This is a genomic window from Streptococcus huangxiaojuni, from assembly GCF_040930515.1.
Lineage (GTDB): Bacteria > Bacillota > Bacilli > Lactobacillales > Streptococcaceae > Streptococcus > Streptococcus huangxiaojuni.
Window position 1 is genome coordinate 35,141 of the sequence record NZ_JBFQEG010000016.1, and the last position, 15,930, is coordinate 51,070.

Sequence of the window (15,930 nt, forward strand, 5' to 3'; positions counted from 1 at the left end):
GTAAAATATCCCTGTCATTATACTAAATTACCGCTGTTTAAACAAGCTATTTATCGATTAAAGGTTCTTTCTTCATTCCCCCAGCCAGTTTGCCAAATGTGTGAAAAAACCGCTCTTTTCTGCATGCTTCAGCGGCTGTCTGCCCAGCACATGGTAGGGTAAGTCTTCTGTAAAAGCATTTAATCTGGCAGAGGCAAAGATAAACAGCAAGGCTGATGCTGCAAGAAAGCCAAAACCATAAAAATATTTATCAAAAAACTGCGAAGCAATAGTCAAGAAAAGGCTAGCCGCAGCAAAAAGTCCTGCACATTTCTTAGCTCCCTTATAATCAGCAAAATAAAGCAAGGCCATCAAATAGGCATTGCCGACAGCATAAAGACCGTAAGCCAGACAGAGAGTCTGAAAATAGCCCCGCATCTGACCATTAAAACCTAGAGGCAAATAATCTAAAAGTGTCGTTCCAGCAAACATAATCAAAATAGTAGCTAACAACTGTTTCCAACCCAAATACTTTAATTCGTTATTAAGAACCTCCAGCATCTCTACTTCACTCTCTTCAATTTCTAAAAGATTTCCCCCTTCATTGTAGAGCCGGTAATAGGTTTTAAACTTCGGATAAAAGAAAACCTCAACGGATATCACAAAATTAACAGTTGACACAAGGGTGGTCAAAAAAGCAAACATAGCCGGAATATCATAAGCCGGAGCACTGCGGAAAATGCCTGCCATTTCTCTGCCTAAAGGGCTGAACCAAATAACAATAATATGGGCAAAAAGCCCGATAAACAAATAAATACCGACTTTGCATAAATCAAAAAAGGAATCAAACCATTTTAAAAATTCAAAAGAAGGCCGGTGATTAGCAGGAAAATATCGGTTTAAAAGCCAAACCAGCCACAAAAGTATCAGGCCGTAAGCTAAAACAACACTACAAAGCAGGCCGTCTGAAAAAGCCAGAGAGAGACTGAAAAAGCCAAGCAGAAGGGTAGTGACAATGGCAGCCAAAAAACCTATGATAATACTGCGGTAATCCTTAATGACCGTCAAATAGTTCATAGCATTCCAGATAAGCGTTAATTCCCCAAACAGCAGCAAAGACAAAATCATCTCCAAGGGGGAAATACCTGAAACAGTCAGAAAAGTTCCGTATAAAATTTCTCCCAGAAGCAAAGCGCAGGCACTGGAAGCGTAAAATGAAGGTAAAATGCGTTCTGTTTTATGTTCGTAGAGCATATCCGAAATATAGCGCGTAACAATAAAAGAGAACAGATTAGACACTGCCAAGGATGCTAAAATTGCATAAGAAAGCAAGACCATCAGACCGTCACGCTGACTGTTATCCATTTTCCCCGTGAAGCTTAGAAAAACAACAGCAGCATTAAGCGCTATCCCTAAGATAACCGGTCCCCCGTAAATAATACCGGCATAACTGTAAGCCTTCTGCTTCGACAGCAATCCTTCCCGATTGTGAATTTTTCTTAGTTCAAAACCTATACCTGCCATGAACGTTCATACTCCTTATATAATTGTCGATACTGCTGAATCATTTGCGGATATTGATAATAGCGCTCAGCACGCTTTTGAGCAATGGCTCCCATCTGTGTTCTGGCGATAGGATGTTCACTCATTTTTATCATTGCCTCAGCTAAACCTTCGCGGTAAGTCGGCGGGACACAGTAGCCTGCCAGACCAAGTGAGTCATCTGGTTTTCCTTCAAGCAGTTCCCGGCAGCAGCCGACGTCTGTTGTTACGCAGGGCCGCCCCGCAGCCATTGATTCCAAAACAGATAAGGGCTGCCCTTCAGAAATACTTGTCAGAACCGTAAAGTCCAATTTTTCCATATAGGCTTTAATATCGACCCGTCCTGTAAAAATAAGATTATCCAGCTGCAGTTTGTCTGCCAAAGCATAACATTCATTCGCATACTCCTGATCGTCTACGCCCCCCATAATATGCAAGCGGACATTAGGGAGACGCGAGGATACCTCATAAAAGGCGTAAATCAGTGTTTTTACGTCTTTTATCGCTGCTAAGCGAATAACTGCTCCGATATCAATCCAGCCGTCAGCTTCTTTTCGTGCGATTTTGGAAAAACTGTCATAGTCAATACCGTTAGAAATGACCTGACACTTAGCTGGCTCACAGCCAATTTCAATCTGCGTCTCCCGAGCTTTTGTAAAAAGGCTGGTGACACGGTCAGCCCGTGAATAGATTACTTCTGACAGCATATAGAAAAAATCAGTCCACTGTTTTTTCATAGAAGGTAAGACCCAATCAGCTCGAATAATTTCCTCTTCTCTTTCACGCGTATAGATGCCATGTTCTGTTAAAAGAACCGGTTTGTGATAAACATGGCCGCCAAGTGTTGCTAAAACACCGCCATAACCTGTTGAGATCGCATGATAAAGATCAGCCTTTGGTGCTTCTTTAGTCAGGAGACAAAGCAGAGGCAGCAGCATTGAACGCATGGTATGAAAGACATCTGATAAAGGAATAAAAGGATACTTTTCTGAGCAGATTTCCCTAACCATTTGCAGGAAGTCTTCACTTTCTAAAAATTCGGTTGGGTGTAGCTGTCCCAACTGGAAAAGTTTGAACAGAGTCGACCAGTTGGGCTGCTCACAGGATACCAGCTGGGATAAGGCCTGAAATTCATTTTTTGTCAGCTGTTTTCGGCCGCGGCGAGACGCTCCATTCTTATCCGTATCTAAATCATCCAAAAAAACTTCATGGACTTCCACAACATTTTCAGGCAGTGTATAAACAAACTGACCGCGTTTCTTCTTCTTGGCCCCGATAGCCCAGATAATAAACTCATGTTCCTTCATTTCAGTTATATACTGGTGGGCCCAAGTCGACACACCGCCGTGAACATAGGGGTAAGACCCTTCTAAAACTAAACAAATTTTCATCGTATTTCCTTAATTTAATTCAATTGAGATTGTCCCGCTTTTGACATGCAAAAGATAGAGGTTGCCGGTCAGATGGCTTAAGTCCCCTCCTGAAACGGACCCCGGTTTGGCATCATTATTAAGCCGAACCATTAAATAAGCCTCATCATGAAAGTTTTCCAGTTCAATAGCCAAATGATTCTCATTTTGGGTCTGACTGACTTTTAAAATAGCATAACGCTGCACAGCTCCGGCAAGCTCAGATCCTGTCAGATTACGTAAACCAGGAGCAGATGCCTGCAGCCAGGCAACATCGCTCTCAAAGCTCTCAATCATCTTTGCCCATCCATTTGCAGCACCTCGGTCTTCGTCCAAGGCATCGTCAGGGTGCATAAAGTGATTATTGACAAAATGAATGTTTAATTCAGAAAAAGCTGTCAATTTAGTGTAATCATCCCAAATTGTCCCTGAAACCGTCCGTGGCTGTTCAATCATTCCGTCATCGGCAATTTCAAATTCCTGACTGTAAGCAAGGTCATCCGAAAAATAATTGCTGGCAATACTTTTAATCTGAGGAAACTGGCTGACCAGCATTTGCCGGCCTTCAGCCGAAAGAACATTAGACGGCGGGATATAAACTGACGTCTCGATATTAGGAAAAAGATCTTTAATAAAACTGTCTAATTCTGTCAAAGACGCCGCCATAGCCTCTGTACTGGCCCAGGTTTTATAGTTAGGGTAAATATCACCATAATCAACATTATCCAGACTGAAAGGCTGGTGATTATAGCCATGATAACCGATTTCACCATCATTTGCCAGCAGAGAATTGCCGAAATAGCTAAATCTCTCTGTATCATCCTGACGCTTAATGTTTCCGGAAGTATCGTCCTCATAATTTTCAATAACCAGACCAGTGTACTTGATAGCGTACTTTTCATGGAGCTTCAATAAATCCGGCCACCAGACATTGGTGTAAAAATCTGAGACCGACATATTGTAGTCACGCTTAATGAAGCTGGCATCTCCAGCTGGAACAGGAGAAGGGAAATCATCCAAATAATAAGTTGATCCGTTAATAACAGGATAAACTGCTATATCAGTCAGCAGACTGTAAGAAGCAGCATGTATCCCGCGAACGGATTTATTATAAAAACCTAAATTATCAATGACAAAATGACCGGAACCGTAGTCTTTTTCCCAAACCAGCGGATTTTTAGCATCATCATCAATCCAAGCATAAACCTTGCTGTCATCAGTCAGAGAGACTGTTCTGGCAGCATCAAAGGGTTCATCAATTTTATAGGCTTTCCCGCCGCCAATCATAAAAGCTTCATCAATAAAAACACTGGTAACTACTGCATTTTCAGCCTTTGAATCCACAACACCCAAATCCTGATCGATTCCCTTTAAGATTTCCTCTTGAAATAAAGTTGTCCCAAACAGAACATTGCCGCCGTCAGAGACCCAAGCCATTAAATCGGGAGTTCGCTCCTGCATAAGATCAAGTGCTGATAACAGAATAACGACTTTTTGATAAGCTGAAAAATCAGGAATAGTTTCTTTTTCGACATCAACAGTCTGATAGCCCATTCTCATATCTTTTAGAATCTGTTCAAACTGTTCTTGAGCAGCCAGACTGGAAGGATCTGCTGAATCAACAATAAGCAAAGTATCCTTACTTAAAGACGCAAACACTTCACTGCTGGAGGGAACATCCCCTGTGAGATACGTATCATTTTGCGAATCTACTTTGTAGACTTCTCCTCTTTTTTGTACGAAAAGAAAGCCCGTAATAGCTAAAAAAATAATTAGAACAAAAACAGCCTCTTTTCGGAAAATTTTCCTTCTTTTCTTTTTCACTCTCTCACTCCTCACCAAGATACAAAGGCCGTTAAGAACGCAAAAGGAAAATAGGCGGTAAGTCCGAAATCTCTGATTTCGCAGACGCACCCCTGCCAGAACGACTAGAAGGGTGCGGTCGGCCGTTAGGACGACAAAGCCTTCAGACGTTTACGGCTGCCTAACTGTGAAATCAGTTCTATTTTTGACCATGCTTTTTCCCGCAGCGTTTAGGCCGTGTTCAATTACACCAAGATACAAAGCCCGTTAAAAGAGCAAAGCAAAAATGACGGTAAGCCAGAAATCTTCGATTTCGTCTGCGCCCCTCTGCCAAGACGACTAGAAGGGTACGGTCGGCTGCCAAGACGACAAAACCTTCAGACGTCTACGGCTAGCTATCTTGAAATCAATTCTAAATTTAGCTATATCTTTTTTGCACAGCTCTTAGGGCGTGTTCATTTTATGCCGCCTGCCAAAAGTCAACGATTTCTCTATTTTCGGCAGAAATATAGATGTTCTTTTCTTTCATTTTTTGGGCTAAAGCCACCGCTTCATCTCCTTGCTGCAATCCAAGAAAAAGCTGCAGCTGAAGCAGCCAGGGTTTTTCATTTTCGGGCCAGTTTTGCATCATGTAGTCTATATTGGTTTGAGCACGGTCATAATTTTGCACAGTCAAAAGATGTTCAACCAGATTAGCATAATCAGCCAAACTTTCCTTCAATCGAATTTTTTCCTCTAAGAGTCCTATCAGGTCCAAGCGCAATGACTGAGCCATCTGTCCCGTTACAAATGCATTGTTTAAATAAGAGTTCATCAAAGTACAGTATTCTGATAAAATCTCCAGATTATTCGGTTCTTTGGCATGCGCCTTTTCCATCTGAGCTATTTTTAAATCATACTGCCTAGACAGTTCTGCAATAACTGTCGTAGCATAATGGACAACCTCAGCATCTTCATTAAGTCTGGCCAAGTAGAACAAATCCAAAAATTCTTCCGGATTTTCACCGATAATATCCAATAGAATATCTCTGGCCAAATCAGAATTTTCCAAAAGAAGGGCTTCTTCCAAAGAAATCAGGTTTTTACTGTCTTTTTCATCATTTGGGATTAGCTCCCGGTCACTAGGCCCTTCCTGTTTGATATCGTCTTCGTCATCGTCCATGTCTATTCTGCCAGAACCCGCCTGCCGTGTAGCAGCCGTAATCCCAATCAGCAAAAGACCGATGACCGGTAATCCGCAGATAAAAATTATATAATAGGCCGGAAAGGCAAATTTTTTACGAATAAACAGATAGAAGCCTAAACAAAGCAGCAGATAAAAAATAAGGATAAATAAACCAAGTCTTGTTTCCATATGCTAATCAGCCCTTCTATCTTCAATATGAATGACACTGTCATTGCCGGAACTATCAAACGGAGAATGCTCCTGAGCAATATTTCGTTGAAATTTTTCTTGATAGTAAGCCTTTTCCAGAGCTGATTTCAGCATTTGGCTGACCATATGAAAAGCATTAATTTGGTACTGGCTCAGCTGAGCATGATTAATATCAGAAATCCACAGTAAATGCTGCAGCTTGCCTGCTATTCTGATTCCAACAGCATAAGTCGGATACTGCTTCAATAACGATTTATTCACCCAGATATCGCCATTTTTGATTTGCCGGATAGCCTTAGGGAAATCCATCAATTCTACGGTCTGCTGTCCAGCAGGAAGTTCTTTGGAAGAAGCCTGAAGCTGCCCGGTAAACACACTGTTTCGGAAGGTATAAATACGAACATCATCAGAATCCAGCCACTCCGCCAAAATAGCTGTACTGTTACGCAGAATATCTTCATAGGGATGATTGTCCATCTCCTCAAAGACATGGAACAATTTCGCTGCCCCATCACGGCTGCTGATAATTTGGTATTTTAGTTTCTGCTTATCTTGTATAATATTGGCATAGACACTTTGTACAAACGTGTTTTGCTCCTTTAAAACAGCATTTTCCTTTTGCAGTGAGCGGTTCTCATCCTGATTTTTGGTCTGTACAAAACCACAAACAGCGGCAACAAACAGGTAAGCAATAAACGGCACCCACTGCTCAGTGTTGTAAAGCATAATCCGCCAGTCAGTACCCGAAGCCATATTGGAGAAAAAGAGAGCCAAAGCTGACAGTCCCGCAGCAAATAAACCAAAATAAGTTCCAAACACTGTACTGATAAGCACTACAAAAAGCAAGCGAATATCTACAAGTCTGAATTGCAGATTGGCGCTCGTATAGGAATTAAGAATTTCAGATAATAGAAAGAGAACTCCAACTTCTCCCAATTTTTGAATCTGTCCCTGAGAGCGGACCCTTCGCAAAATATGAGTTATCCGACGCCGCTTTTGAATTTTTTTCGCTTCTTTGACAGCAAGCTGATAGAGCTCAGGAAGCCTATCCAAAACGGAAGCTGCCATCGTCCAACCGTAGCGTTTTTTGAGGATATCCTCTTGTTTTTCCGTATAAACACGCTTTTGGGCTTGTTTCTTCTTGAATGAAATGACTTCTCTTTCAGCAAGTTGGTTAAATGCAGAAACTGCTTCCTGCAAAGTTATTTTATAAGGATTGGTAATTGTGAACACATCGCTATTGGTATCCCAGCTGTCTAAAATCTTATAAAAAAGGTCAGCTAGCTCCTCTAAATCGATAAAATTAGCTATTTCCTGAGAATTTTCGGAAAGCTCCTTTATTTCTTGATCGCCCGTATCTTTCAAGAGTCCTGCCAAGATTTGCACTGACTGTTTTGAATAAAGATAAGGGCTATGGAGGACTTTAATACCTGAACTAGAACGCTTATTCCAATTCAGACATAAGTCCTCAGCAGTTCTGTCCAGCACCTGTTTATAGCTGGAAATTTCGGGACCAGTGAGATAAATAACTTTCAGGTTCTCCTGATCCTGCGTATAACGAAGAACTGCCTGCAGCCTTTCCAGCTCACCGACACTGTCATTTTTAAATGACAGAGTGTTAGAAAAATAAATGATTTGATCAAACTCATAAGATTCAAAAACTTCTTCGATAAAGTTTTCTTTAACATAATCTGAAAAGACAGTGATTTTATCCAGTCGGGATGTTTTTAAACTGGTTTCTCCTAAAATCAAGACCCGGCTTTTTGGAAATGCTGCCTCGATGAAAGACTTTGTAACAGCCTTTGTGTTGCCAATTAATAATGTTTTCAAGTTGACCTCTCCTTTTACATCAGAACAGAAGGCAGCTGAAAGCTGTCAAAAATAGAGAACTGACTCATGCGACAAGCAGCATGAAAGCAGACTGTCTTTTTCTGAAGCTCGGCCCTTGTTCAATTTTTAATAACCATTGTAATTTATTACAATGTTATTCGGATTATTACACTTCATGTCCGCACCGTTTCTATTTTAACTCCTTTTCGTAATATTTTCAAATATTATCGTATTCTTCAAAGTATTTGTTCTTTCAAATGATATGATAAAGGAAAATAAAAACTTAGTCTAACGCTACAAAGGCATTGGCTGAGATGTCCATAGCAAGACTGTACAGATCTTTTTAACCAGTCATCTTATTTTTCTAAATCCGTTTATTGAGATTTTACTGTTTCTCAATACCCAGCCGCTCCTCCATTAAAAAAACACATAAACCAAAAATCGGCAGGAATAAAAAAAGACCAGAGCAGTGATATCTGCTCCAATCCAAATGTTCTTTTTAACGAAAATATAGCGGCTTAGGGTGAGCAGCACACTGTTACTGCAAGTCACCTTGTTTTGTTATTTAGTCAATATAGGCGATGACTTCCACTTCAACTTTAACATCTTTTGGCAGACGAGCAACTTCAACTGCCGAACGAGCCGGAAAGTCATCTTTAAAAACCTGAGCATAGGTCTGGTTAAATGCAGCAAAATCATTGATATCATTCAAAAAGCAAGTTGCTTTGACGATATGGTCAAAATCTGTTCCCGCTTCTTCCAGAATCGCACTGATATTTTTCAAGACCTGCTGAGTCTGCTCTTCAATCGTGCTGCCGATAATTTCGCCTGTAGAGGGAGACAGAGGAATCTGGCCGGAAGCAAAGAGAAAAGGACCAGCTATCCTTCCCTGAACATAAGGGCCGATGGCCGCCGGTGCTTTATCAGTATGAATGATGTTTCCCATAATACTCTCCTTCATTTTACAGTGTACAAAAAGCTGTTTTAAGTCCAAAATAGTTGACTGCTGCTTATTTATGGTTTCAAACGGTGAAGCATACGCGGAAAAGGAATGGCTTCACGGATATGCTTGGTGCCGGCAATAAAGGTTACCAAACGCTCCAGCCCCAGACCAAAGCCGCAGTGCGGTACCGAACCATACTTACGAAGATCAAGGTAAAAATCATAGTCGGCCGGATTAAGATCGTTTTCCTGAATCTTTTTAAGTAGGCGATTATAGTCTGTTTCACGTTCAGAGCCGCCGATAATTTCTCCATAACCTTCCGGCGCAAGAAGGTCGGCGCAGAGGACCCGATCTTCATTGTCCGGGACAGGTTTCATATAGAAGGCCTTAATAGCTGACGGATAATTAACGACAAAAGTAGGAACGCCAAAATAATTAGAAATCCAAGTTTCATGCGGCGATCCAAAATCATCGCCATGTCCTAAATGCTCATAGTCCGTATCTTGGTCTGCTTCATGTTCTTGAAGCAAATCAATGGCATCATCATAAGAAATCCTCTTGAAAGGCTCCTCAATATATTTTTTTAACAGATCTGTATCGCGCTCCAAGGTCTCTAAAGCCTGAGAAGCACGGTCTAAAACACCTTGAATTAAGGCTTTGACATAGGCTTCCTGGAGGTCAAGTGACTCTTCATGACTTAAGAATGCGTATTCTGCATCCATCATCCAGAATTCTGTTAAATGCCGGCGGGTTTTCGATTTTTCAGCTCGAAAAACCGGGCCAAAGTCAAAAACACGTCCAAGAGCCATGGCGCCGGCTTCTAAATAGAGCTGGCCCGACTGGCTGAGGAAGGCCGGTGTCCCAAAATAATCGGTTTCAAACAGTTCAGTTGTATTTTCAGCAGCATTGCCGGATAAAATCGGGCTGTCAAATTTAATAAATCCATTCCGGTCAAAAAATTCGTAGGTCGTATAAATAATAGCATTTCGAATTTGCATAATTGCCATTTGTTTACGTGAACGAAGCCATAGATGACGGTGATCCATCAAAAAGTCTGTTCCGTGTTCTTTAGGTGTAATAGGGTAGTTCTCACTGCCACCTACCACTTCAAGATCAAGCACATCAAGCTCGTAACCGAATTTTGAACGTTTATCCTCTTTGACAATCCCTCTGATAAGGATCGCTGTCTCTTGGTTAAGATGCCGGATTGTATTGAATTTTTCTTCTCCTTTGTCTTGGCCAAATTTTTCGATAAAATTTGGCTTAAAAGCTACAGCCTGAAAAAAGGCTGTACCGTCACGAAGCTGGAGAAAGGCAATCTTCCCTTTGCCGGATTTATTAGCAACCCAAGCGGCAATTGTCACTTCCTGACCAACATGGTCTTTAACATCAGCAATAGAAACGTAGTTTTTCGACATATTTTCTCTTTTCTAATCTCTTTTTTGTTATCTCTCCATAAAAGCTTTAAGGCGGCGGACTGCCTCTTCCAGTGTTGCAAGATCGGCAGCATAGCTGAGACGTACATTCTCAGGAGCGCCAAATCCGGCTCCCGTCACCAGAGCAACCTCTGCCTTTTCTAAAATTGCGGCCGTAAAATCAGTCACATCATTATAACCTTTCAAGGCCATGGCTTTTTTGACATTAGGAAACAGATAAAAAGCTCCTTGAGGTTTAATAAGTTCAAATCCCGGTACTTGTTCAAGCAGAGGATAGATTGTGTTTAACCGCTTTTCAAAAGACTGACGCATAGCTTCAATGGAATCCTGAGGCCCAGTCAAGGCTTCGATAGCTGCGTACTGTGATACAGCTGTCAAATTAGAAGTTGTTTGACTGACAATTTTGGCCATACCGGCAATAATATCTTCACTGCCGGCTGCAAAACCAACCCGCCATCCAGTCATGGCATAGGTCTTGGATAATCCGTTAATAACAATAGTCTGGGCTTTTATTTTTTCTGAAATAGTAGAAATCGATGTAAACTGATTGCCATTATATACCAGCCGGCCGTAAATGTCATCTGCCAAAATCAATATATCATGCTCAACAGCCCAGTTGCCGATTGCTTCCAGCTCATCCGGAGAATAAATCATCCCTGTCGGGTTGGACGGACTATTAAGAAGAAGAACCTTCGTTTTAGATGTTCTTGCTGCTTCCAGCTGAGGAACTGTGATTTTGAAAGAATTTTCCTCACTGGTCTGAACAAAAACCGGTTCTCCTGCTGCCAGCTTAACCTGATCTGCATAAGAGACCCAGTAAGGCGTAGGAATAATCACTTCATCTGCTTCATTCAAAACTGTCATAAAGAATGTATAAAGCAAAAACTTAGCACCTGTTCCGGCGACGATTTGATTAGGCTTGACAGAATATCCGTAAAATGTTTCAAAATAGTGAGCGATCGCTTGTTTTAATTCGGGTAAACCGCCGGCAGGTGTGTAAAAACTTGACCTGCCGTCTGAAATAGCAGCCTGAGCTGCCTGCCGAATATTCTCTGGTGTCACAAAATCCGGTTCTCCTAAAGTTAAGCTTAAAATATCACGCCCGCTGGCTTTTAATGCCTGTGCCTTAGCTCCGGCTGCAAAAGTGACACTTTCTTCCATATCCAATACTCGCCTTGCTAGTTCCATAGTTCCTCCTTATTTATAAAACCAGTCCATTTTTTGCTTGTGCAGAGGCTGGTCAGTTCTTTTTTACAAAATCACCTGTTTCAAAATCAATAAGATAATAGCCATTTTCTGCAGTAACTTCCCATATAGGAAAATCATCGTAAACACCAAAAGTGATTGTCTTTATTTTTTTAGCTCCATTTTCATTTGCTGTTTGCTTCGCTTGTTTTTGACTGATACCGCTGTTTAAACGATAGATATGAATCTTCTTACCGTTTTTAGCAACAGCAACAACTTTTTTAATCCCGGATTTTGTTGTGCCAAACAAACTGTAGTACGTTTCTTTTCCGTGATAAAGCTGAAAATCAGTGAAGTGCACCAAATTTGTCCGTTTTCTCGCTATCTTTTCAGCAGAATGCTGAGCATCAAAGCTAGGTTTCATTGCAAAAAATAAAACCAAAAAAACTGCCAGCAGAACCAGAAAAACAGACAAGCTAAAAGCAAACAGACTCCGTTTAAACAGCTTTGCCTTTTTCATGACTATCTCCTAAAATACACTATTGATAACATTATATCAAAAAATTTTCTATTTCAGCCAGACAGTCAGCAAATTTTTGCTCAGAAAGGTAAAATTCATCATTTAGACCTTGATAAATCATGGAACTGTAGGACGCGTGTGAGACGCGTTTATCCAGAATCAGGACAGCGGAACGCTGGCTGTTTCTCCGCATGGTTCGTCCGATTGCCTGTTTCAGCCGCAAAATCATCAAGGGCAGGCTGTAATCGTAAAAAGGTGATTTCCCTTCTTGCCTTAAACGGCTATTCATTTTTTTAACAAAAAAATCTTCAGGATTATCAAAAGGCAGACGCGTTATGACTTCGATCATCCGATCAGCGGCAACAAAGTCCGTCCCTTCCCAAAAAGCTCCTGTGCCCAAAAGCAGCTGGCTGTCACCTTCTTCAAACTTTCGTTTCACTTTTGAGGCAGAACCGTTTTTCCCTTGAGTTAAATGTGAAACACCGGTTTTTTCTAATTGATGGGAAACCGTCATCATACTTTGAACAGAAGTGAAAAGCACTAAAATTGGTTTTTTCAGTCTTAACAGTCTGAGCAGGCGCCAAACAGTCTCTTGCGCATAATCCGCTGAAGAAAGCTGACTGAGTATCGGCATCGTTGTATCAAGCCAGATGTGCTGACTGTCAGTCTTCGTTTTGGACAGTCCCGCAAAAACAGCTTCCCTGAATCCTAAGAGCTGCGCCAAATGAACTTTGGGACTGATATCTAAGGTAGCTGAAATGAAATAAAGCTTTTTGACTTCCGGCAAAAAATGTTTAAAGTCAAGAAAATCTTCTCTGCCGGCGTTCAGGTGGATTTGGCGCTTTTCCTGATCCATTTCTGAAGACAGCCAAAATTCAGTAAAGGGCTCAGCAAACAGCTCTTTGAGCGGGGCCAGCTCTGTTAAATTCAGCTCTAGCAAATTTTGACGCAGGCGGCCGATTGCCTGTGAGGTCAGACGGTTTTTATTTGTCTGATGAAACTGTGTCACAAGATCGTCCAGATTAAAGGCCAGACTTTCCAGCAGACGGTTTTCTAAAAGCTTATGGCTTTTATGACTTAATTCTTGGATAACTGATAAAAAATAATTTAGGTTCAAGCTTTTTCGTGAGAAATTTTCTAAATTGAGTAACAGTTTTTGAGCTTCATCGAAAACAAGAACTTTCTTTTTAATAAAAGCTTTATCATCTTGTACACGTTCCAGAAAATAAGCGTGGTTAATCAGCAACAGACGGCTGGTCTTAGCTTTTTCATAACTTTTTTGCCAAAAATCGACTGTGGCATAAAGAGATTTTCTGCTGATTTTACCATCATGCCTGAGAGAGTCAAAGTAACTCTCAAATCGCTGCTTCTGCCGAATCTCGTCCAAATCTCCGGTTTCTGTTTCCAGCAGCCAGATCATAATCTGCATTTTATAGCGGTTAATCAGCCGATTATCATGTTTCTGTCTGAGACTTTCTGCAAAAGCATCCAGCTTAATGTAATTATTTGGCCCTTTAATACTGTGGCAGGGAATACGGAAGACAGCCTCAATCTTTTGGATTTCATTAGCCATAATTTGATCCTGCAGCACCTTTGTCGGTACTGAAACAATAAGCTGTTCCCCAGAGGTTTTACTCAAAAGAGGCAGCAAATAGGCATAGGTTTTACCAAGACCGGCCTGAGCTTCTAAAAAGCTGGGACGGCTGTCCTTAAGTCCGTCCTCAACTAATTGGGCAAAGGCTTCCTGCTTTTCGCGTACATCCAGCCCAAGCAAGGCAATATTGACCGAAAAATCCTGCGATAATTCCCGGCTGTCTTTTTGTGCTTTTATCCTTCTTAAAACTAACTGACCTGTTTCAACATAATCTGTTTTTGACAGCAGAGGAGCTTTTATCAGCGCATCGTCAAGCAGAATACGCGATTCAAATAGGAGACTGTCAGCCAAAGGCAGCAGTTTTTCCAAAACTTCTTTTGGCAGAGCTTCCACCTTCTTTTTTATTTTAAAAAAAAGCTGAGCAGTTGCCTGTGCATCTGCAATGGCTGTATGAGCATCAGTTAAATCAAGCTGGAGTTCTGCTGCTAAACTGGTCAGAGAATATTTTTCAAAATGCGGATAAAAAACCTGAGCCAGCTCTACTGTATCAACTCTTGGCGTACGTAAGTCAAAACCTTCCAGAAATAAATGTTCGGCTAACAGATTGGCATCGAATTTGACATTATGGGCGACAAAGATACAGTCTTTTATCAAATCATAAATAGCCGGAGCCACCTGAGAAAACTCTGGAGCCAGTGCCAGCTGCTTATCTGTGATTCCTGTAAGTTCAGTAATATGCTGCGTTAATTTTTCATGAGGATTGACATCCGTTTGGTATGTCTCTATAATTTTGTCATTTTTGATAATGACAATTCCCACCTGAATAATCATCGCCGAAGAACTGGCACTGGTTGCTTCTAAATCAACAATAGCGTATTTTCTATCATTCTTATCAGTCATAACACTAAGATTATACCATAATAAGCCGGCTTTTATCAGCCGTAAGTCAGCTTCCTCTCTGACAGACAAAAGAGGCTGTCAATCCCATAATTTTTAAAGAGAAACAGCCTAAAAATACAGTGAAATCTGCTTTAAGCAACTTATACAGCCATTTTGTACGCTTTGGACCAGCAAATGCAGAGCTGCTCCGGAGGTCTAGCCAAGTGTTTTTCTCAGGCTCTTTATGGTATAATGAAAACTCAGACAGAAGAATTTGCAATACTTAGGAGTAATCATGAGACGGACCAAACTGAACAATTACTATCTCGAAATGAAAGAACACTATTTGTATGTGCCTTATTATGATGAAGAGCGGCGAATCCGGGTGCTGCTTCCCAAGGATTATAAAAAGGAAGAATGGGCTGACTACCCTGTTCTGTACATGCATGACGGCCAGAATATTTTTTACAGCAGGGAATCTTTTTCCGGCTATTCTTGGAAAATTATCCCGACTATAAAAAAGCATAAGGAATTTCCTAAGCTCATTATCGTTGGCATTGATAATGCTGAAGAAAACCGACTCAATGAATATGCCCCCTGGATGACTGATGTGGGATCGACACCGGAAACGGCCAGTGTAGGAGGAGATGGTATGGAGTATGGAGAATGGGTCGTTAATACTGTTAAACCCTTTATTGACAGGCACTACCGTACTAAGCCGGACAGAGCCCATACCTTGCTTGCCGGCTCATCTATGGGCGGTATTATCACAGCCTATATGGGAGCTGCTTATCCACACATATTTGGCAGCTTAGGTGTCTTCTCATTGGCCTCATGGTTTAGTGAACGGGATTTCCTGCGCTACTGCAATCACCATGGTCTCAATCAAAAAAGCAAAGTCTACATTCAGGTTGGAACAAAAGAAGGTGATGAGGTGGATGAGGCCTTTGCTCCAAATATGAATCAGGCCTACATTGACTGCAGTCTTCACTATTACCAGTCTCTCATAAAAACAGGACTGCCTTTGGAGAATATTCGGCTACGTATTATGGCTAATGAGATTCACCATGAAAAACACTGGGCCGATCATTTTGTTGAATTTTTACAGTTTACTCTAAAAGACTGATTATAATGAGCTGAACACAGCTTAAAGGCTGCAGAGTGAGCTCAGCCCGAACTGAGAAATTGGAGAGTGAGCTTTATGCCTAACAGCCGACTGTACTTTCCAGTCGTTCTGGCAGGGACGCTCCTTTCGCATTTTTAACAGCTTTTTATCTAAAAAAACAAAATGAAGAGGCTGGGACAAAGGTCCAATGTCATTAAGATAAGTAACCTATCATATTTTGTGGTAGGTTACTTTTTTCTATGCTAGACTAAAAATAAAAAGGGAAAAATCATGCTACATCAGATTAAATCTCACTTACTTGATAGTATT

Annotated in this window: 11 protein-coding genes; 1 reads left to right on the forward strand and 10 read right to left on the reverse strand. The window is 41.2% G+C overall.

From position 1 onward, the window contains the following. Positions 1-72: 72 nt before the first annotated feature. From pelG to AB3329_RS08755, 10 genes are all read right to left on the reverse strand, one after another. On the reverse strand, positions 73-1,503 hold the full coding sequence (gene pelG, locus AB3329_RS08710) for an exopolysaccharide Pel transporter PelG (RefSeq protein WP_368395562.1): 1,431 nt from the start codon (positions 1,501-1,503) through the stop codon (positions 73-75). Next, complete coding sequence (gene pelF, locus AB3329_RS08715; protein ID WP_368395564.1) at positions 1,491-2,912, reverse strand: GT4 family glycosyltransferase PelF; 1,422 nt, start codon at positions 2,910-2,912, stop codon at positions 1,491-1,493. Before pelF ends, pelG begins: the two co-directional genes overlap by 13 nt. Before the next feature lie 9 nt (positions 2,913-2,921). Further along, the gene (locus AB3329_RS08720; protein ID WP_368395566.1) at positions 2,922-4,754 is read right to left on the reverse strand and encodes a DUF2194 domain-containing protein; all 1,833 of its coding nucleotides are present in this window, start codon (positions 4,752-4,754) and stop codon (positions 2,922-2,924) included. A gap of 439 nt (positions 4,755-5,193) precedes the next feature. Continuing rightward, positions 5,194-6,087: a hypothetical protein gene (locus AB3329_RS08725; RefSeq protein ID WP_368395568.1), complete on the reverse strand. Its 894-nt coding sequence runs from the start codon at positions 6,085-6,087 to the stop codon at positions 5,194-5,196. Positions 6,088-6,090: 3 nt separating this feature from the next. Further along, positions 6,091-7,938, reverse strand: a complete 1,848-nt coding sequence (locus AB3329_RS08730) for a hypothetical protein (protein ID WP_368395569.1) — start codon at positions 7,936-7,938, stop codon at positions 6,091-6,093. A gap of 565 nt (positions 7,939-8,503) precedes the next feature. Further along, on the reverse strand, positions 8,504-8,884 hold the full coding sequence (locus AB3329_RS08735) for a RidA family protein (protein ID WP_368395571.1): 381 nt from the start codon (positions 8,882-8,884) through the stop codon (positions 8,504-8,506). 68 nt (positions 8,885-8,952) lie between these two features. After that, positions 8,953-10,299 carry an asparagine--tRNA ligase gene (gene asnS / locus AB3329_RS08740; RefSeq protein WP_368395573.1) on the reverse strand — a complete coding sequence of 449 codons (1,347 nt, stop codon included), beginning with the start codon at positions 10,297-10,299 and terminating at the stop codon, positions 8,953-8,955. Positions 10,300-10,326: 27 nt separating this feature from the next. Beyond that, positions 10,327-11,505: a pyridoxal phosphate-dependent aminotransferase gene (locus AB3329_RS08745; RefSeq protein WP_368395574.1), complete on the reverse strand. Its 1,179-nt coding sequence runs from the start codon at positions 11,503-11,505 to the stop codon at positions 10,327-10,329. 52 nt (positions 11,506-11,557) lie between these two features. Beyond that, positions 11,558-12,022 (reverse strand): cell wall elongation regulator TseB-like domain-containing protein, encoded by a 465-nt coding sequence (locus AB3329_RS08750; protein ID WP_368395576.1) that lies wholly within the window; start codon positions 12,020-12,022, stop codon positions 11,558-11,560. A gap of 31 nt (positions 12,023-12,053) precedes the next feature. Continuing rightward, a complete protein-coding gene (locus AB3329_RS08755) occupies positions 12,054-14,516 on the reverse strand; it encodes a bifunctional DnaQ family exonuclease/ATP-dependent helicase (RefSeq protein WP_368395578.1) in 2,463 nt (820 codons plus the stop codon). 274 nt (positions 14,517-14,790) lie between these two features. On the opposite strand from AB3329_RS08755, the gene AB3329_RS08760 reads away from it, so the two are divergent. Next, on the forward strand, positions 14,791-15,621 hold the full coding sequence (locus AB3329_RS08760; RefSeq protein ID WP_368395580.1) for an alpha/beta hydrolase: 831 nt from the start codon (positions 14,791-14,793) through the stop codon (positions 15,619-15,621). The last annotated feature ends 309 nt before the right edge of the window (positions 15,622-15,930 follow it).